Consider the following 21,084-nt stretch of genomic DNA (forward strand, 5'->3'; position numbering starts at 1 on the left):
TGAGAACTTTTGGGTCTGCGGTTACATTTGTTTATGATTAAGATATTTGTCAGTCAGCAACTTTTGGTGAGTCAATTTGACGAATTTTATTTACAAGACTGGAAAAAAGTAAAGATTTTGCTATTAATCCGCTTTGAACATCAAGATATTACTTTTCTGTTGACCAATTGTTGCTAAATTGTGACCAAAAATTGTCGAGTTGCTTATAATGACTTTACTTTTTTCTATATATATTGTATATTTACATCAAAGATATTATACAATTATGCCAAATATTTGTCACAAAAACAACTTTTGGTGTACTTGAAGAAGCGGGAGTTCTGTAACGTTTTATGACTTCGGATCTCAGCCGACCCTCTAAAAATATAAAAAATAGGCTGTTTCCGAGTCGCAAACACAAAAAATACCGTCCTGTTACGGCTTTTTACCGCCTTTTGCGGAGTTTTGCCAAGGACTAAAAAACAAAGGAGTGATTGAAGTGAATTCAAAAATGAAGAAGATCATCAGCGGTACTGTATCCGCAATGATGATCGCGGCAAGTGTGCCGTTCTCTGCTTCAGCAGCTAATGTAAGCATGGATTTAGGCAGTCTTACAGGCAGTGTTGGCGGCGGCTGGGGAAATAACGGCGGCATGAATTGGGGCGGCAACGGCGGAGGCATGGACTGGAGCGGCTTTGCAGGCGGCTTCGATAACAGCGGCGCTAATATCGGAGGCGATGCAGGCAGCGGCGGAAACGCTACCTCAGGTCTCAATGCAGAGATCAAGAACGATATGCCCACAACTGTACCGAACGGTGCAGAGGCAAAGAGCCAGTGCAAGGTCGAGAACAAGACCTATAACTGTAAATTCACAGGCAAGCAGAAGAAGTGCAATGTTATCCTGCCTCCTAACTATGATCCAAGCAAGAAGTATCCCGTAATGTTCGTTCTCCACGGCATCATGGGAAGTGAAAATGATATGGTAAACGGCATGGGCGTTCAGGAGCTCATGACAGGTCTTATGACCGGCGGCAAGGCTGAGGAATTCATTGTTGTAACACCTAACATGTTCACAAGTAAGACCATGAGCGGTCCAAGCGGCATCAACCAGCAGACCTGCGCAGAGTACGACAACTTCCTCTATGACGTAACAGACAGCCTTCTTCCTTTTATCAAGGAGAACTATCCGATAAAGGAAGGCAGAGAGAATACAGCTATCACAGGCTTCTCAATGGGCGGCCGTGAGGCTATCTACTGCGGACTTATGCGTCCCGACGTATTCGGCTACGTAGGCGGTGCTTGCCCTGCACCAGGTATCACACCAGGTACAGACTCATTCATGTCTCACCCCGGCTGTATGCAGGAAAGTGAAATGAAGTTCAGAGACGTAGGTCCCGAGCCTGAGGTATTCATGATCACAGGCGGTACAAACGATTCGGTTGTTGGTACTTTCCCGTCACAGTACAGCAATATCCTTACAAAGAACGGTGTAAACCACGTTTACCAGTCCATTCCCGGCGGCGGACATGGTGCTGAGTCAGTTAAACCTCACCTTTACACATTCTTCAGATACGTGTTCAAGGGCAGCTCAGAGCCTGAGGTAACTACCACTACAACAACCACAACAGTTACCACGAGCACAACAACTATTGCAACTACAACTACAGCTCCTGTAACTCAGGATCCAAAGGCTGTACTTGATTCTAAGGTAACAAAGTGGGGCGACGCCAACAACGATAAAGGCGTTGACATGAGTGATGTAGTTCTTATAATGCAGTCACTTGCAAACCCAAACAAGTATAAGCTCACAGAGCCGGGTCTCTACAATGCGGACGTAAGCGAAGCAGGCGGCGGTATCACATCAAACGACGCTCTTGTTATACAGAAGTTTCTCTTAGGACTTATCACAAAGCTTCCCGAGAGCTATTCTGAGAATATAAAGATAGACGGCGGCGAAGCAACTACAACTACAAATGTTGCAACTACAACAGTTCCTGATGTAGTAACAACAACTACAGCTGCTCCTCCCGCAGCAGGCGGCTTATTGAATGATAATTTTGATTCAGGCATCGGCGACTGGTCAGGCAGAGGCGCAGCTTCTGTTGCTGCATCAGATACTGCATACTACGGTGCTTCGGGCAAGTCCCTCTTTATTACGGACAGAAGCGCTGAGTGGAACGGTGCAGCTATCAACCTCGGTTCGGACTTCCAGCCCGGTCAGACATACAGCGTGAGCTTAGGAGCTCTCCAGCTCTCAGGCAGCGACGCAACTATCCAGATATCTCTCCAGCAGGGCGGCAACGGCGGCGGAAGCGCTGTATATACCTCTATCGCCAAGGAGGCCTGCAAGAGCGGCGAGTGGACCAAGATAGAGAATACTTCATTCACTATCCCCGACAATGCAGGCGATATGGTGCTCTACGTTGAGACTATCGAGTCTTCGGGTGATCTTATGGACTTCTATATCGATAATGTACAGGTTGCGGCTGAGGGCACAAAGTCAACTGTAACAACAGGCGGGGAAGGCAAGGTTCCCGAGGTCGTTATTCCCGAAAAGTCAGATTTCGATTCTACTCAGTGGGATAACTACAAGGAGACAGCTTCCGCACAGTATATCGACTTCTACAAGAGCTCCATCAAGCACATGGGCAACACCTACAGACTTACCCAGAAGCTTGCTGCTGCTGAAAGCGGTTCACCTCTGACAGTTGCTTATCTCGGCGGCTCTATCACAGAGGGCAAGAACTATACAACACCATTCTCCAACTACCTCAAGACCACATTTGCAAAGGGCTCGTTCAAGGAGATCAACGCAGGTCTCTCAGGTACATCTTCCGTTGTAGGACTTGTCCGCAGCGAGAAGCAGATCGTTGAGCAGAAGCCTGATATCATCTTCCTTGAATTCTCAGTAAACGATCATGAGGACATCATGTACAAGAAGTGCTTCGAGAGCTGTATCAAGAAGTTCCTTGATATGCCTAACGAGCCTGCTGTAGGTATCATCATCACACGTGCAAAGGGCGGCTTCTCCAGCCAGTCACAGATGTATCCTATCGGCAAGAACTTCGATATCCCTGTAATAAGCATGGACGATGCTCTTACAAAGGCATTCAACAGCGGCTTCCTCAAGGCAAGCGATTACTACTCAGACGAGTATCATCCGCATCAGAAGGGCGGTCAGCTTGTAGCAGACTGTATGGCATACTATGTACGTCAGGCACTCAGGAGCGAGAACCAGTCAGCAAGCTACACACAGCCTACCAAGTATGTTTACGGCGCTGAGTACGCTAACTGTGTGAATGTTGATCCTAAGAACCTCACAAACTTCAACGCAGGCTCATGGAAGTCAGGCGGCGGTTACAACAATAACCCCGGTCTCAACTACTCATACACACTCAACGGCGGCAGCCCGATGACATTCAAGACAGAGGGCAAGGGTCTTATCATCGTATTCAAGGCTAACAGCTCAGGTATGGGCAGTATCGATGTTACTGTAAATGGCAAGACCACAAAGGTAAACGGCAACAAGCAGTACACATGGGGCGGTCCCGATGCAGAGCTTGGCTACTATCAGGAGACCTCAGGCGAGCTTAATGTTTCCATAAGCGGAAGCGGACAGTTCACTATCTGGGGTGTAGGTCTTATCAAGTAAACAGCCGAAAAACTCATTAACAAAGAAAACCTCTGCAAAGCATTTTGCAGAGGTTTTTTGCGGCGGTATGAAGAGCAAGACAGAAAAATCGGGGCATCAAGCCCCGATTTTTTATCTTTATCTTACTCTGTGATGATGTCCGAAGTATCTGCCGTAATTTCCCATGGGATAGAAGTATCCCATATTGTACGGACGGTATGGATCGTAGAATCTGTTTCCGCCCCGGCCAAAATTGAATTTAGACTGTTCTGTGTAAGCCCTGAGAAGTAAAGCGTCAAAAATGTCAACTCTGCCGTTTCTGTCTATATCGGCATATTTAAGGTCTTCATCAGAAAGATCGTACATACCGAGAGCATGGTATATTAAAATATATGAGTCAGTTGAATCGATTTTACCGTTGCCATTGATATCTCCCAAAGGTCTGAAATTGTAATCTGCAATTTCCTCTGCGGGGAGAGGCTCCTCGGTAGGCTCGGGAGCTTCCGGGATAATCATTCTGTTGGTTACGGTCTCTGACATTGCATTATAGAGTATGTCTGCGATCTCCCTGTGACCGTTTGCATTGGGGTGCGGATCGAAGTCCTTCTCGGGAGATATGTCGTAAACATCAACATATACTGCGCCTGTTTCCTCTGCAACGGTTTTGAGCTCCTCGTTGAGTCGGCGGATCTGCGGGTCAACGTTCTTGCCTGCCACCTGCATAGCCATTGGTGATGCCACTTCCTCGGCAATAGCCTTTGCAGCTGCGGTCTGATTAGCTGTGCGGTACTTTGACATTACAGCCATAAGGTCTGTAAGCTCTGAAAGGTCATCATAGTTATTGATAATGTCGATAACTGACTGGAGCTCGTTGATATCATCGTACTTGACCAGCACATTCATAAGCTCTTCCTTTGCAGGCTGTCCCTCGGAATTGCTTACAAGCTGAGAAAGCTCCTGTACCTCGCTGATGTCGTCGTACTTTTCGACCATTGCAAGAAGCTCATCAAGCTCTGCTGCGTCATTGTATTTTTCGGTTATATCCTTGATATCGTTGATCTTCTCGACCTTATCGTTAAGATTGTCTATGTATTCAGCGGTCTGCTTGCCGTTTGCAGTAAGCTCGTCCTCGCCTGCTGCGGCAGCATTTGCAGCTGCGGCATAAATTCTGCCGAGAACCTCATAGATATCCTCCTCTGTTGCTGCCGACTCCTCCTCGGTACGGTAAGGATTGAACATACCCACGAGAGCGATATCCGCATCGCCGTTGAGTTCCTTTACAGCCTCAACAACACCCTTGACATGGCTTGCGGACTCGTCTACAAGAGCGTTTGCATTTTCGCTTACATTGTACATGAATGCAGCGGCTTCAATGAAGTCCTCAGATGTTATATTGTCCTTATTCTCGCTGATGATCTGGAGACCGCCGCCAATTGCGGTTTCTGTGTCTGTGCCGAAAAGTGTGAGCATGAGAGACATACCTGCGGCGCTGAGAACAGGATTCTCGCCGTATACCATTTGTGGAACTATGCTCATGATGATGTCGTTTCCGCCCAGCTGAATACTTACAAGATCAGCTTCGGAAAGGTACTTTGTGTAAATATCATGGTAGGGAACAAGTACATTGCTTGCGCCCTCGCCTGCATATGACTCGAGTATGCCTGTAGCAAATTCGCCCTTGTACTCAGGAGTTTTTATTGTCTTTTCGATGTCCTCTGCGCGGTAAGCAGTCGATGCAAGGTTCGTGCCCTTTACATTGTAGCCTCTTTCGCTGCCGAGTTTTTCCAGATACTCGGTGAATATTGCGGGATATGCGCCCTTAACCGGAGATTCAAGAAGCGCGTCTGTAATAACAAGTGCGGGATCCTGCGTGAGATCGCCCCCTGCAAGACCGAAGCCTGCCGCAATGCTGTCACCCAGTGCCACATAGTTATAATCACCGTTTGTGAGTTCGTTATTATTTTCTGCAAAAGCAGCCATACCTGCTGTATTTGTGAGTGTAACTGCTGAAACAAGTGCAGCTAAAATCTTTGATGCTTTCATTACTTTTCCTCCTTGTTGCCGTATTCTTCGTTTATTGGAATGATGAATTTTTTGCCTGTTCTGAAAATAACTGTGCTGCCGTTTTCGGAATAATCTATAAGTAAGAGACGTCCGTTTCCGCATGGTGCAATATAGCCTCTGTAGTCGTGTGCAAGGAGGATATAATCTCTCTTTGCAGTAATTTCGCCTATCTCGAATTCCTTATAGAACTTGACTGCATCAAGGTTATACTTGCTGCATATGTATTCGACCAGCTCTGCGGTCGGCTCAGCTTCCTCGGGATCGAGGATTATCTGACCAACAACGTCGTAGCCGCCGCGCTCATTCTTGAAAGCGCTTATCTCCCATTCGTTGATCGGGTCGTTCTCATCGAGAGTGCTCTCGATCATAAAGAGGTATACGCGTTTGCCGTGCTTGTCAACATAAGAGTCGGAGGCTCTTCCCATAATGGTATATGAGCCGTCAGCGTGTCTTACAGCAATATCGCCTGTAACACCCCATTTCATGCCGTTCTCGTCATAATACCAGCGCTCGGCTGTAGCCTCGGGATTGTTGAGGTAACGGTCAGCCGCAGCAGGGCTTGATGCGTGAAGATTAGCAAGTACCTCGTTCTCTTCAACGATATTTCCGTCGTCATCGACCAGCTTTACAAATACGTATGGCTCAAGAGGCTTACCTGTTTCATTGGTCTTTGTCTCCTCGTCCATGAAGTATGTAACAAGAGTAGCGCCGCCCTCTTCGCTTGCGCCGCCGCCCAGTGAGTATCTTACTGTGCAGCCGTTATCGCGGAGCCACTTGTCGATCTTGCGGACTGAGTTTATATTTACAGCTTCACCGCCCGAAGCAGGACGTCTGAGCATTTCAAGAGCAGTAGGGGAAAGTACACCCTGTCTTACGCTTGTAAGGTAGAAGCTTGCTGTAGCAACTACGCAGTTGCAGCCTGTCTCGGAAAGGTCTCTTGCGAATGTATATTTGTTGTAGATAGGTCTTGGTACAAGTGTGCCTCCTCTTGCAAGAGGCATGATAGCGCATACTCTTTCGCCTGTCATGTGTGTCAGCGGGATACACTGGAAGTTGCGCTCACCCACGAAATTCTGAGTATCAAGTCCTGCATGCATCTCAACGTAAGCGTTGAGAGAATACTCCTTGTAGACAACGCACTTGGGCTTGCTTGTAGTACCGCTTGTATAGAAATAGCTTATATCGCGGTCAAGGTCAGTGGGACCGAGATCAAGCTCGATGTCGCTCTTTTCGCCTGCGATCCTGAGATCTTCAAGGCGTATGAATTCAACGCCCTTGATCTTGTCAAGGTTGGTAAGGCAATCTGTGATCTTCTTGATGTCGAATACTTCCTGCATTTTTTCAGGCATCTCCGAGGTGTCAAGGAACATGCCCTTTTTCTCAGGAGGAAGGAAATCATCGAGGCTCATGAGAATGACCTTTTTAATGCTGCTGTTTGAAATATGCTCTGTAAAATATGGAAGGAAAGCGTCGAGAGTAATTATTATCTCTGAGCCTTTATCCTTTGTGTAGAGCTGGAAATCGTCCTTTAAGAAAAGGAAATTAACATTGTTGCTTACAGCCTTTATAAGGTTGCATGCGAAAAGCAGCATAAGGTTTTCAACACTTACAGGCAGACAGAGCGTAACAACGTCGCCCTCCCTGACGCCTGCAAGTTTCAGTCCCTTGGCATATGCCTCACGCAGTGCAGGCATCTCGCCGTAAGTGATCTTTGTGCCGAAGTAATCGAAAGCGTCACCATCGAGATTATCCTGATTGAATGTCATGATATTATCAAAGATATTCATGTTGTAAATCTCGACCCCATTGATAACACGATCCACCCTTGCCCATTCAGGGAATTTTCTTACAATTGTTGATGTGTTGATATGTGTTAGTGTTTTCATTTTTTGATTTTCCTTTCGTAGTTTATTATGGGCGGATATATCTCTCCCTAATAAGTATGTTTACCCCTATATTATGGCAGAAATCTGTCCACTTTAATCCCGAACAGCAGACTGTGAATTCCTGACCCCCAACCCATAGCTGTACTGTTCGTTTATTATTATAACATGGAAATTATTAAAAAGTCCTTAAATGCACTTTAAAAAGTTTTTAAGATAGACTTTAAATATTTGTTCAAGTTCGTTAAATTATAGACCTAAAGACTGCTTGCAGCATCTCCGAAAACTGCAAAATAATGCTATAGGCTTCTTTTATATAATGTAAGGGACAAGTAATGGATGAAAAGCACCTGTAAATTTGCGATTATGGTAAAATCATGTAATAATTGTAAAAATCTTGCATTTGATTTTTATTGCGCTCTACTGTGCAATTTTTGTGCTAATTTATAGGTAATACGATATATTTGGCTGTTTATAGGGAAATGTAAAATTCAAAAAAAACGCAATATGTGGTCAGAATATACAGTGAGAACAAAAAATGACTTGTATAACTAAATGTTGAGATATTATAATTATATACGAAAAAGATAAACGAGCTCGTACACTTTTTGGGGATACTTGATCTTAAAACAGTTGGAGAAATAAGGTCAGACGTGACCGATGCAGTGATTTTACAAAAAGACTCAAAGGAGTGATCAAAGTGAAGCTTTCAAAAATGAAGAGGGCGATCAGTGGAACAGTGTCGGCACTGATGATCGCCTCGAGCATACCCGCTGTGGCTTCTGCTGCGGATCAGCAGACGAGAGGAAATGTGGGGGGCTACGACTACGAGATGTGGAATCAGAACGGCCAGGGACAGGTGTCAATGGAGCCGGGTGCAGGCTCATTTACTTGTTCGTGGAGCAACATCGAAAATTTCCTCGCTCGTATGGGAAAGAATTACGACAGTCAGGGCAAGAATTACAAAGAGATCGGAAATATCGTACTTACATATGATGTAGAGTACACGCCAAGAGGAAACTCTTATATGTGCGTATACGGCTGGACAAAGAGTCCGCTTGTTGAGTACTATATCGTTGAGGGCTGGGGCGACTGGCGTCCACCGGGAAATGACGGCGAGAACAAGGGCTCAGTAACACTCAACGGAAACACATATGATATCCGCAAGTCTATGCGCTATAATCAGCCGTCACTTGAGGGAACATCTACATTCCCACAGTACTGGAGCGTCCGTCAGACAAGCGGTTCTGCAAATAACCAGACCAACTATATGAAGGGAACAATCGACGTATCAAAGCACTTTGACGCATGGTCGCAGGCAGGTCTTGATATGTCGGGCAAGCTTTATGAGGTATCTCTCAATATCGAGGGCTACAGATCAAACGGCTCTGCAAACGTAAAGAGCGTAACAGTAAGCACTGACGGTTCAGGCGCAGGTGCTTCTGACAATAATAATCAGCAGCAGGCTCAGAACAACGACTGGAACAACCAGTGGAATAATCAGCAGCAGAACAATGACTGGAACAACCAGTGGAACAATCAGCAGCAGAACAATGACTGGAACAACCAGTGGAATAATCAGCAGCAGAACAATGACTGGAACAACCAGTGGAATAATCAGCAGCAGAATAACGACTGGAACAATCAGTGGAACAATCAGCAGCAGAACAATGACTGGAACAACCAGTGGAATAATCAGCAGCAGAATAACGACTGGAACAACCAGTGGAATGATCAGCAGCAGAATAACGACTGGAACAACCAGTGGAATGATCAGCAGCAGAATAACGACTGGAATAACCAGTGGAACAATCAGCAGCAGAATAACGACTGGAACAATCAGTGGAATAACGGCTGGAACAATGACTGGGCAAACAATGTAACTAAGTGGGGAGACGCAAACGGCGACAATTCCGTAGATATGGGTGATACTGTATCTATCATGCAGTCCCTTGCAAATCCTGACAAGTATAATCTTAACCAGCAGGGCGCTTACAACGGCGACGTATTCAATCCCGGAAGCGGAATCACAAACAGTGACGCACAGTCGCTGCAGATGTTCTTCCTTGGCATGATCCCGAATCTGCCGTACGGTGATAATAACTGGAATAATCAGTGGAACAATCAGCAGAACTGGAACCAGAACAACGACTGGAACAACCAGAATCAGCAGCAGAACTGGAACCAGAATAACGACTGGAACAACCAGAATCAGCAGCAGAACTGGAACCAGAACAACGACTGGAACAATCAGAATCAGCAGCAGAACTGGAACCAGAACAACGACTGGAACAACCAGAATCAGCAGCAGAACTGGAACCAGAATAACGACTGGAACAACCAGAATCAGCAGCAGAACTGGAACCAGAACAACGACTGGAACAACCAGAATCAGCAGCAGAACTGGAACCAGAATAACGACTGGAACAACCAGAATCAGCAGCAGAACTGGAACCAGAACAATGACTGGAATAATCAGAATCAGCAGCAGAACAACAGCGCAGTTCCCGCAGGTACTGAGATGAACAAGTCTGCAACAATGGCTGACGATTTCAGAACAGGTTCCTCACGTTACTTCATAGCTTCTGACGGCTGGGAGAACGGCGATCCATTCGATTGCGGCTGGTATGCTTCACAGACAGGCTTCAGCGACGGCACTCTTAACCTCACCATAGACAAGGATCACTCAGGCAAGTACAACTATGCAGGTGCTGAGTACAGAACCAATGATTTCTACAGCTATGGCTATTATGAGACATCTATGAAGCCTATCAAGAACACAGGTGTCAACTCTTCATTCTTCACTTACACAGGTGAGTCCGATGGCAATCCTTGGGACGAGATCGATATCGAGTTCCTTGGCAAGGATACCACAAAGGTACAGTTCAACTACTATACAAACGGACAGGGCAATCACGAGTTCATGTACGATCTTGGCTTCGATGCTTCACAGGGCTTCCATACCTACGGATTTGACTGGCAGCCCGACCACATCACATGGTATGTAGACGGCAAGGCTGTTTACACAGCAAACCAGAACATTCCAAAGACACCCGGAAAGATCATGATGAATGCATGGCCCGGAAGAGGCGTAGATGAGTGGCTCGGTCATTACGACGGAAGAACTCCTCTTACTGCACGTTATCAGTGGGTAACATATACCAAAAAATAATTTCGGTCCTTAATAATGAAAGGCGGCTATATGCCGCCTTTTTTATTTTTTTGAAAAAACTCAAAAAACACTTGACAAAATAAAATAGATATGCTATTATCAAAGTGTAATAGCTGTACTATACGACATAGTACACTTCCTACAGAAAGGAGCTGCCTATGTTTTCCATCGATCTGACAAGCAGGATACCTATTTATGAGCAGATATATCAGAAGATAGTCAATCTTATTATAAACGGTACACTTGCAGAAAATGATCAGCTTCCGAGCGTAAGAAGCCTTGCCAAATCCACAGGAGTCAATCCCAATACTGTGTCCAAAGCCTATCAGGAGCTTGAACGCAATGGCGTCATATACTCCGTACCGGGGCGGGGGAGCTTCATATCAGCTCAGAATTACGATGAATTCAGAAAAAAAGTGCTGACTGATTTCGATAATACAGTCAATGAAGCCTTTGAAAAGGGTATATCCCCCGACGATCTGAAGGCAAGGATCGATACCTTGTATTTATCTTACAGAAAGGATGATGAAGCATGATCGAACTAAAAAATACAGTAAAGAAATTCGACAGTTATACTGCTCTTGACGGTGTTAGCCTGAAGATCGAAAAGGGAACTGCCTTTGGTCTGCTTGGTTCCAACGGTGCGGGCAAATCCACTATACTTCGTCTTATATCGGGCATATATTCTCCCGAGGACGGAGAAGTGCTCGTTGACGGAAACAGTGTTTTTGACAATACAGAAGCTAAGCAGAAGGTCTTCTTCATAAACGATGAAACTGTCCAGTTCGGAAGCTACACACTGAAAAAGCTCAAAAACTACTATAAGACCTTTTACCCGTCTTTCTCGGAGGAGATATTTGAGGCTCTGCGCAAGAAAACGGGACTTCCCCTTGATAAGAAGATAAACACCTTTTCAAAGGGCATGAAGCGTCAGGCTATAGTTATCATAGGTCTTGCATGCAGGACTGATTATCTGCTCCTTGACGAAGCCTTTGACGGACTTGACCCTACAATGCGCATTATCGTAAAGAAAATGCTCGTTGACGCTATGCTTGACCGTCAGCTCACAACGATCATCTCCTCGCATAATCTGAAGGAGATAAACGAGGTATGTGATACAGCGGCGCTCTTACATAACGGAAAGATCATCTTCTGCCGTGACATCGACGATGTAAAGGGCAGCGTACATAAGATACAGGTGGTATTCAGCAAGAATGAGGATGGCTCGGTGGCAGCTTACTCCAAGGAGGATTTTGCTCAGGATGGCATAGAGATACTCCATTATGAGCAGAGCCAGAGTATATGCTTCATCATCGCTAAGGGTGATATCGAAGCAATAAAGGCTTCACTTCTTACTAAGCGTCCGATGCTTACAGAAGTCATACCGCTCACGCTTGAGGAAATATTTATTTATGAACTGGAGGTGCTCGGCTATGACAGCAGTGACAAGATCACAGATTAAGAAGAGCTTCTTTAAAGAAAGGCTGAAGAGCAAATTTTCGGAGGATATGAAGCTGTTCATTACCAATCTTGTGTTCCAGCTTCTCAGCCTGCCCATACTTGCAGGTGTATATTTATGGCTGCAATATCTGGACAGTATAGACGCAGTGGGGAGCAGAGACGACTGTTTGCCTTTTGTGTTCATAGCGGTCATTGCATTTATTCTGAGCGTATTAATGGGCTTGGTAATACCAATGATGAATTTCCGCTATCTGTACAGTAAATCTCTCGTGGATATGAACTATTCACTTCCTCTGAACAACCGCCAGCGATTCTTTGCGGATTACTTCTCAGGACTTACAGCATATATCGCGCCTTTTCTTATCGGCGGTATAATCGCACTTGCAGAGCTGCTTATAGGTTCATGCTTTATAGAGATCGGCTCCATGCTTGAATATCTTCCTGAGATCATAAAAATAGCATTTATTGCTTTTGTTGGAATGATAATGCTTTATACTATGTCTGTACTTGCCATAAGCTTTGCAGGCAGCGTATTTGAGGCTTTGTTCAGCATAGTTGCTCTGAATATAATGATACCTTTATTTATATTCATCACATGGTCCAATATTGTTGAAGCAGCCCATTTCGGACTTTGTACAGAGTCGGTTGTACAAAATTACACCTTTTTCACAACGAGCCCAATAGGCGTTTTCGGATTTATCATACCATATATTGACATTATCCCGCAGTCACCTTCCGATGTGCTGCGGCAGACGATGTATGGCGAAAAAATAAGATCAATTGCGGATAATATGTATTTTAACTTTATGGTAAGGACATTAGCTGTGATCGTTATCATACTGTTCATTACATATCTTCTTTACAAGCACCGCAAGGCTGAGGACGTTTCCAAGCCCTATGTTTACAATGCATTCTATTATATTATAATGTCTGCCGTTATTTACAGTATTGTTACCTTAATGAAGATGACGTCTCTTGACAGCGGACTTATAGCAGCTCTTATCATCAGCGGTATAATATGGTTCACCATGGAAGTTATCAGACGCCGCGGCTTCAAGCGGTTCTGGACTGCTCTTTTAAGCTTTGCCGCAGCAAGTGCAGTTGTGATAGGGGTCATAAAAGTCATAGACAGCACACGCGGACTTGGAAGAGCTCAGTATGTTCCGTCAGCTTCATCTGTCACAGATATAGAGATAGAAATAATGAATAATTATTCGTCAATATTCAATAATGATCGGATCCGTTATTGTGACCCTAAGGTCATCAGTGACGTCATAGATATAAACACTGAGCTTGTTGACCGCTATTTCAACTCTGATAAATATGAGTATGAGTTATCTGATTACAACCACCGATATCCTCATCTAAACAATAAGGACAAAAACTATCTGCTTGATGCCAAGCAGGTCAAGATAACTTATCATACCAAGGGCGGTTCGGCTATACTGCGACAGTACTGGATGCCGTCGGAAATGCTCAGTGACCTTTGCTGCGATATATATACAAGCAGTGAATTTGCAGAACAAGAAACAAAAGAAATGTTATATAATGGCCTGAGATCATCTAAAGACCCGGGACATTTCTATACACAAAGCCGCTTTATCAAGAATGCGGACAGCTACGCAACTTCTGTTACGGATAAGTTAGGTGTAACAAGTGAGGTACTGCTTACTGTAGAAGAGGGAAAAGAGCTTACCGAAGCACTTTGTAAAGACTATACTGAAATGACCTCAGATGACTTCAGATCAGCCGAGTATTACTGTACTTTGGGGAATATGATAGTAAACTCCTCATGCGATAACACCATAGCCTTTTTAAAGATGCACAACATAGCATACCGGAAGACGGCGGTGGAGCTTTTTGAGAGCCTTGATAAGTATTCGACCAATCTTACAATAACTCCTGCTCCCGAGTATGTGTTCCCCCTTGGATTTTTCACGGAATCAAACTATGAGAGCAATTACAGTTATGATTATCCGGACGATAAAAGGATCAATACGGAAAAATATGTTAAGATGGATTCTGTCTTTAGCGTTGATCCCTACAGAGACCGCAGCTACGTGGATTACGGAAGAAAAAGACATTTTGAGTTCACTGATCCCGAGGCTGTAGAAAAGCTTCTTGATGCTGCTACACCCGTGGTTACAGGCGAAAAGGTGCTTGCAGAGATACAGGCAGGCTCGCTTACGCTGTACATTACAGAAAGAACAGGCAATGATCTGCTTGTTGAAAGTGCTAAGGATTCCATGAAGCTGGTTGATAATGCGACCGGTGAGGAATATGATCCCGATATTTTCTATCAGTAAGCCTGTATAAATTTAATTATCCATGATAAAAGCCCTCGGCATAATGCCGAGGGCTTTGTCTGTAGCTTAGGAAAGCTTTGTTTCGGTAAAGTTCACTGTGAAGTCATCACTTATCCTTGCGTTTTTATCAAGCTCGATAAAGATATCCCATACTGCCATATCAGCTGTCATAGTATCGGGGATCGTACGGTTTATAGTGACATGATCGCTGTAAAGCTCGGTTATTCCGTGACTTATTGAACCGCTGCCCTCTTCGAGACTTATGACCATAAGCTTATGGGTGCTGAACCAGGTATCATTATATTTTTCCAGTTCTTCTGAACGGTAGCTTGTCTGTACTTTCTTTTTCATCTCTCCTGCACTTGTTATAATGTTTACAACAGGCTCTCGGTTTCCTGAGGGAGATCTGGCAGCGCGGAGATACTGAGCTTCAAAAGAATACTTTACAGGAGCGTCAAGATCATGCACATCGATGATGAGTTTTCTCATTGCAACAAGGTCAAAGATATCCAGAGCGCCGTCTCTGCAAAGGTCAGCCGCTTTCCAGTCGGCAGGCTTTGTGTCGGAGCCGCCGTTCAGCCATTTTTGCAGCATTACAATATCTGCGATACCGAAGCTGCCGTCACCGTTAGCGTCGCCCATGCATTTGAACTCTGTTTTCTGACCCTTATAGCTGCTCTTTGGAACAGCTGCCTGCAGAACAAACAGAAAGTCGGTGTTGCATATCCGGAAGTCAGGAGCAGGCTTGGTATAATAAACGGTTATGCTGTCGTCTGATGATATACTATCCTTTATCCCGACCCTATTGCCGCCTGTTGAGTCGATGAACATATTAAGGAGCAGAACATTGTTCTTGAAGAATGTATCATCGTAGCTGCCGAATATCTTCTTCTGATACTCCTCCGAGAAATATTTTAAAACAGTTTCCGAGAGCTCAGCAGAGCTTGTTATGACAACAGACTTATTATTGGGGAACTGTGCATATAAGCCCTGGTCACTGAACATGTTCTGTGTTGTGGTCGAATACTTGTCAACAGCAGTTTTTACACTGTTTGGTTTATTTTTTGTAAGTCTGAAGATTATATCGCCTGTGTTATTGCCATAGTCGGTGACACTTACAGGAAAATCCTTGTACAATTTATACCCGCCGGGGAGATATGCTTCGTCAATTTTTAGGTCGAGCCATTCAGCGGTAATAACGTCCCAGTAATAAGGATTATGACCGTCAACGTTTTTCATCTCAATACCAAATAGTTTGGAAAGGTCGGTGTCATCCATATCTACGTACTGATTTGTGGCGACATCAACAAAGGTGATACACTTTATGTTTTCTGCAAGAGCATAAACCGGAGACCATGTAACCTCATAAGCGTCTTTGTATTCGCTTTTCGGCATTGACAGCTGGAGTATACTGAAATTTGACGTTCTGGACTGTACTCCGCTTATGACGGGCTTGAAGTCTACAAAAAGTATGTTGTCAGTGGTGAAAAACTTGTCAAGTCCAAACTTTGAAATACGTCCGCGGTATGGATCAAGATAGGTGGAGAGCATGAGAACGTAATTCTCGAAGTATTTATCACTGTACTGTGCTACGAACTTATCAAGAGCTGTATCATTAAGACAGTCTGAAAGGAATTGCTTCAATTCATTTTTGGACTTGATAACTGCCGATTTTCGTTTAGAAAAGGCAGTGTATGCATCTTCTCCCGAAGCTTTCAGGTCTGTACCGTAAATGCTGTAATTAGTAAATGAGAAGTCAGCCTTCTGTATGAATTCATCGCTGAGAGTTACTTTTTTTCCGCCGTCGGAAACTGTACAGTCAGCGTAAAGATTTTTTGAAGCCTGTATTCTCTGGTCGTCGTCTGAGGGAACGAAGCTCCACTTGATAAAAGTGCTGCCGTCACCTATAGCCTTATAAACCTCGGCGTGAGGAGTTGAACCGCCTGACACGGGCTGTTTTGTTTCAATAGTGCAGTATGACGAAGTATAATGCTGCATGACTGCCTGATCATAATCAGAGACTTCATACCACTGGTTTCTTATGCCCGCTGTATCGTCAATGCAGAACACAACGAACTCGTCCTTTGCGGAAACAGAGCCGTTCTTTTTGACGTAATCATTGTATTCCGTATAACAGTCGGGAAGCCAGCCGTACATGTCGGTCTCGGTTATTTCCTTTTCCTCGTCAATTGAAAAGGTGTAGTGGGCGACAGCGTGATTGTAGCCAAGATCAAGGTCGCTTGACTTCAGCCATGTATCCACAAGTGCAACTTCAAACTTTCCCTGCTTTTTTGGAGCATAATACACTGCTACCTCATAATTGTACATGCTGTTTTCGGAGCTTAAGTAGTTGTGATAGAGCTGCTCCATCATGTCCTCTGTGGTCCTTATATCATATCTGAGCATTCCCTGCGGTTCGCCCTCGGGAACTTTCTCAGGCTGTTCCCTGAATACTACGCAGATAAGGCCGTCCTGTATATGGGTAGCTCCGTAGGTGTTTCGGAAGTCAAGTGCTTCCTCAAAGCTTCTGGGTATCCATTCGGGGAGAGCTGCTCCTGTAGCGTGCTGTGCCGCATAAGATGTGAAAGAGGGGAGAGCAGCAAAGTTATTTGAAGAGAGAGGGATAATTGCCGTAGCCGCTGCAAGTAAAGCAGCTGTAAGCTTTTTTATCTTCATTGTGTTCACCTGCCATTTCATTATTATTAGCAGAGCTTTTCTGCTTGCCTACATTATATCATGTATTTTGCACAAAATCAAGCGTAATAAAGAAAAAACCGAGGACAATAATGTCCTCGGTCTGATCGGATCAAAGTGATCGATAAAAAATATTTGCAGTTATATTTTACTGACCCTCGTGGAAGAAGTACGGGAGTGCATCGTAAACATAGTGTCTTACATAGCCCCACCAGTGTGTCTTGCCGGGAGCTACCATGAAGTAGAAGTTACCCTTTGAGAAGTCAGAAGTGTATACGAACTGGCTCATCTTCTTCATTTCCTCTACCTGTGGGTTTACGTTAGGATAAGCGATATCATCAGAGCCTGTAGCTGCAAGGATAAAGTACTCATCCTTCTTGAGACCTGATCTGTCGATAGCGTTTGCTATGGACTTAGCCTTGTCATAAGCTGAGTTGCCGCTCCAGTGATCGCCTGAGAGAGGCATGAAGTAGCCTACGATATCGAGGCAGTTTTCAAGAACAGCCCATGTTGAAACTGAACCCATTGAGAAGCCGCCGTATGCTCTGTGCATTCTTGAAGCCTTGAGGGACTCAGCAGATGTATCCTTATTAGCGTATGTTGAGTACTTGCCCTCAATAAAAGGAACTAAGCTCTGGCGGAACTCGCCGTAGAACTTGCCTGCTTCTGTCTTGTTGAATGTCGGGAATACAACGATAAGGGGCTCAAGCTCGCCGTTCATGATCATGTTGTCCAGCATATTCTGCATCATTGTATCGTTCTGGGAGATCAGAGTGTTCTCATCCTCTCCGCCGCCGTGCATGAGATAGAATATGTTGTACTTCTTGCTCGGGTCATAGTTATAAGGTGTATAAACATTGCAGTTGTTATAACCGTTTATGCCGTTATAGCTCTCCTTTGTGACCTTACCCTTCTGCTGACAGCCGTTAAAGTAGTTGCCGGGAGCTTCCTTGAACTGTAAGTTGCCGTTGTAATTGAAGTTTGACTTGGGCTTTGTTGTAGTTGTTGTAGTTGTTTCCTTTGTTGTTGTTGTTGTTGTGGTAGTAGCCTTTGTAGTAGTGGTAGTCTGAGTTTCAGGGCTGTTAGCTTTCTCTGTAGTTACAGTCATGATTTTGTCTGCATAGCTTACAGGCAGGCTCTTGTATGTGCCTAAGAGATAGAGCTGGATAGCAAGAGCGTCCTGAGTTGTTACGCCGCCGCCTGCTTCTGAAACGTCAGCATTGAATACGAATTTTGCGTCAAGTACATACTTGTTGGGGTTAGCGAGACACTGCATGATGAGAACAACGTCGCCCATATCTACGCCTGCATCGCCGTTAGCGTCGCCCCACTTTGTTACATTTGCGTTAAGGATATCCTTGATGTCCTTGGCATCTTCGGGAGGTGATGTAGTTGTTATTGTTGTTACTACTGCGGGAGGAGCAGTTGTAGTTGTTGTAACTACTTCCTCTTCCTCGTCGTCCCATGTAGGAGGATCGATCTTCTTTGTAAGAGCAATGATGTCATTATAGAAGCTCTTAGGCTGGTAGTTGCTGAATGGGAGCGGTGAACCGCCGTTTTCAGACTTTCTCCAGCTTCTCTCATCTGTTGTACCCCAGAGAGTAACAGTTGAGATATTCTTAGCGTGTCTCATGCATACTTCAAATATCTGAGTATAGAGCTCGCCCTGATTGCTCTGATTTCTTGTGATATCAAGCTCTGTTACCTGAACGTCAAGACCAAGTGACTCGAACTGCTTAACAGCTGTCTCGAACTCGCTTGCTGAAGGATAGCTTGCTGCAAGGTGAGCCTGCATACCGATACCGTCGATATAGTCGCCTTCCTTCATGACATTCTTAGCCATGCTAACAAGGTCGTTAGTCTTCTTGGACATATACTCGTTATAGTCGTTGAGATAGAGCTTTGTCTCGGAAGGTGCATACTTTCTTGCATACTTGAATGCGTTTACAACGAAGTCATAGTTGCCTGCACCGTAAACGTCCTTCCACTTGGACCAGTTTCTCATTCCGCCGCCGTCATTCTCAAAGAGCTCGTTACAAACGTCGTATGAGTGGAGGTTAAGCTTTGGATAGTTGGACTTGATCTGACTGAATGTGTTCTTGATCATGCTTTCGAGACGCTTGTTCATTCTGTCCTTTGATACATAGCTTCCGTTGTCCTTGAAGAGGAACTCGGGAGTCTGGCTGTACCAAACGAATGTATGACCGCGAACGCCGATACCGTTCTGCTCTGCGAATTTAAGGATCTGGTTAGCGGACTGGAGGCTGATCTGTACCTCGTCGCCGTTAACGCCCTTAACGATAGAATCGGGCTTCATCTCGTTCTCACAGGTGATTGAGTTGTAGTTCTTCTTGATAAACTCCTGAGCCTGTGCATTGCCGATCTCATAGCCGCTTACTGAAGTACCGAGACGGAAGTATGGCCCCATGTAATCCTTGAAGCCGTTGCCGCCCTTTTCATAATTATAATTAAGGTTCTGATGTGCGCGGACGTCATTGTATTTCTTTCCTGTTGGTTCTCCGATATCAGTAGGCACCGATGAAGTATCGACCTTGCCCTGACCTGTTACAACAGAGGACTTCTTGCCTTTCTCGGAAACCTGAACTGCGTCGAGGTAGAAGTCGCATGTATCGCCTGAGCTCTCAGGAGTCTCGATATAGAGAACGAGATCACCTGAGTTATCGGGGATAGTGAACTCTGTATTCTCGAGCTTTGTCCACTCGCTGCTCTTGGTATCGCAGTCAGCGATCTTTGTATAAGAAGCGCTGTTGCCGCTGCCCTGCTGGAGGGACATCTGCATTGTTACACTGCTTCCTGACTTCTGCATAACGGCAGCACTGAAGCTGTATGTATTGCCCGGTACGAATGCGCTTGGATCAAGAGCCATAGCGCAGCCGTTCCACTCGGACTCTCTGCCCGATACATAGAGAGATTTGCTTCCGTCGTAGTAGTTGGAGGAGTCTGTAGTAACAGAAGCGCTTCCTCTGCCGTCCCAGTCGCCTGCACCGCTTTCAAATGTGCTGGTGAAGTAGTTGCCGTTTTCGTCAGCCTTTACTGTCTGAGTCGGTGTGGTAGTAGTTGTCTCGCTTGGTGAAGGAGAGCCGCTGCCGACAGTTATCTTCTTTACGTTAGCTGAACCGTTTGAACGGTAGCCTTCGATATTGAGGGATACCTCGTAAAGAGTACCTGACATATCAAGTCCCTTCTGGCTCCATGCGTCAAAGTGCTTGGATACGTCAATTGTGCCCTGCATATAGTTTGTGGTATTGTTTCTTGAACCGCTTGTCTGACGGATGCTCCAGTACTGAGGGAATGTTGCAGTACCGTCAAGAGAGGGCTGGTTATAACGCATTGTCTTGGCAATGTCATAGGTGTTGCCGTTGAGGGTTACTGTGCCCTTGTTTTCAGCACCGTTTCCGGGTGGTCGCCAGTCGCCCCAGCCTTCAACGATATAGTACTCCATAAGAGGATTTCTTGTCCAGCCGTATACGCACATATACGAATTTCCTCTTGGGGTGTACTCGACATCGTAAGTGAGAACTATATTGCCGAATGCCTTATAGTTCTTCTTCTGGCTGTCGTAGTTCTTGCCCATACGAGCAAGAAAGTTCTCGATGTTGCTCCAAGAGCAGGTGAATGAGCCTGCGCCCGGATTCATGGAAACCTGTCCCTGACCGTTCTGATTCCACATTTCGTAGTCAAAACCGCCGATGTTGCCGCGTGTCTGCTGATCAGCACCGTGTACAACTGCTGCGGGGATCGAAGGTACACTTGCAGCTACCATCATTGCAGTAACGCCTGCACTGACGATCTTCTTGAATGTGCCTTTTCTCATGTCGATCATTCCTCACTTTCTAACATGTTTTGTTTTAAAGTTTCTTCCTTTTCTCAACT

At 45.2% G+C, this 21,084-nt stretch carries 8 protein-coding genes and 2 pseudogenes; 6 read left to right on the plus strand and 4 right to left on the minus strand.

The window, feature by feature from the left end; translation table 11 throughout:
• Positions 1-478 precede the first annotated feature (478 nt).
• On the plus strand, positions 479-3,631 hold the full coding sequence (locus N774_RS17895) for a carbohydrate binding domain-containing protein (protein WP_024859538.1): 3,153 nt from the start codon (positions 479-481) through the stop codon (positions 3,629-3,631).
• A gap of 117 nt (positions 3,632-3,748) precedes the next feature.
• On the opposite strand, the gene N774_RS0101520 is transcribed toward N774_RS17895, so the two are convergent.
• Complete coding sequence (locus N774_RS0101520; RefSeq protein WP_024859539.1) at positions 3,749-5,653, minus strand: dockerin type I domain-containing protein; 1,905 nt, start codon at positions 5,651-5,653, stop codon at positions 3,749-3,751.
• Entirely contained in the window at positions 5,653-7,560 is a 1,908-nt protein-coding gene (locus N774_RS0101525; RefSeq protein ID WP_024859540.1) for a class I adenylate-forming enzyme family protein, read from the minus strand. Before N774_RS0101525 ends, N774_RS0101520 begins: the two co-directional genes overlap by 1 nt.
• Before the next feature lie 748 nt (positions 7,561-8,308).
• On the opposite strand from N774_RS0101525, the pseudogene N774_RS19685 reads away from it, so the two are divergent.
• From N774_RS19685 to N774_RS0101545, 5 genes and pseudogenes are all read left to right on the plus strand, one after another.
• Positions 8,309-8,944, plus strand: a pseudogene (locus N774_RS19685) (glycoside hydrolase family 11 protein); the annotation flags it as partial.
• 1,134 nt (positions 8,945-10,078) lie between these two features.
• A pseudogene (bglS, locus tag N774_RS19690) lies at positions 10,079-10,717 on the plus strand (beta-glucanase); the annotation flags it as partial.
• Positions 10,718-10,887: 170 nt separating this feature from the next.
• Positions 10,888-11,265, plus strand: coding sequence for a GntR family transcriptional regulator (locus N774_RS0101535; protein WP_024859542.1), 378 nt, complete (start codon positions 10,888-10,890; stop codon positions 11,263-11,265).
• Positions 11,262-12,191 (plus strand): ABC transporter ATP-binding protein, encoded by a 930-nt coding sequence (locus N774_RS0101540; protein ID WP_024859543.1) that lies wholly within the window; start codon positions 11,262-11,264, stop codon positions 12,189-12,191. Before N774_RS0101535 ends, N774_RS0101540 begins: the two co-directional genes overlap by 4 nt.
• Positions 12,163-14,496: an ABC transporter permease gene (locus N774_RS0101545; RefSeq protein WP_024859544.1), complete on the plus strand. Its 2,334-nt coding sequence runs from the start codon at positions 12,163-12,165 to the stop codon at positions 14,494-14,496. Before N774_RS0101540 ends, N774_RS0101545 begins: the two co-directional genes overlap by 29 nt.
• 66 nt (positions 14,497-14,562) lie before the next feature.
• Here N774_RS0101545 and N774_RS0101550 read toward each other — a convergent pair whose 3' ends face one another.
• A complete protein-coding gene (locus tag N774_RS0101550) occupies positions 14,563-17,172 on the minus strand; it encodes a dockerin type I repeat-containing protein (protein ID WP_024859545.1) in 2,610 nt (869 codons plus the stop codon).
• Positions 17,173-17,338: 166 nt separating this feature from the next.
• The gene (locus tag N774_RS19405) at positions 17,339-21,034 is read right to left on the minus strand and encodes an endo-1,4-beta-xylanase (protein WP_207640544.1); all 3,696 of its coding nucleotides are present in this window, start codon (positions 21,032-21,034) and stop codon (positions 17,339-17,341) included.
• Between the last annotated feature and the right edge of the window lie 50 nt (positions 21,035-21,084).

The organism is Ruminococcus flavefaciens AE3010 (genome assembly GCF_000526795.1).
GTDB classification, from domain to species: domain Bacteria; phylum Bacillota; class Clostridia; order Oscillospirales; family Ruminococcaceae; genus Ruminococcus; species Ruminococcus flavefaciens_D.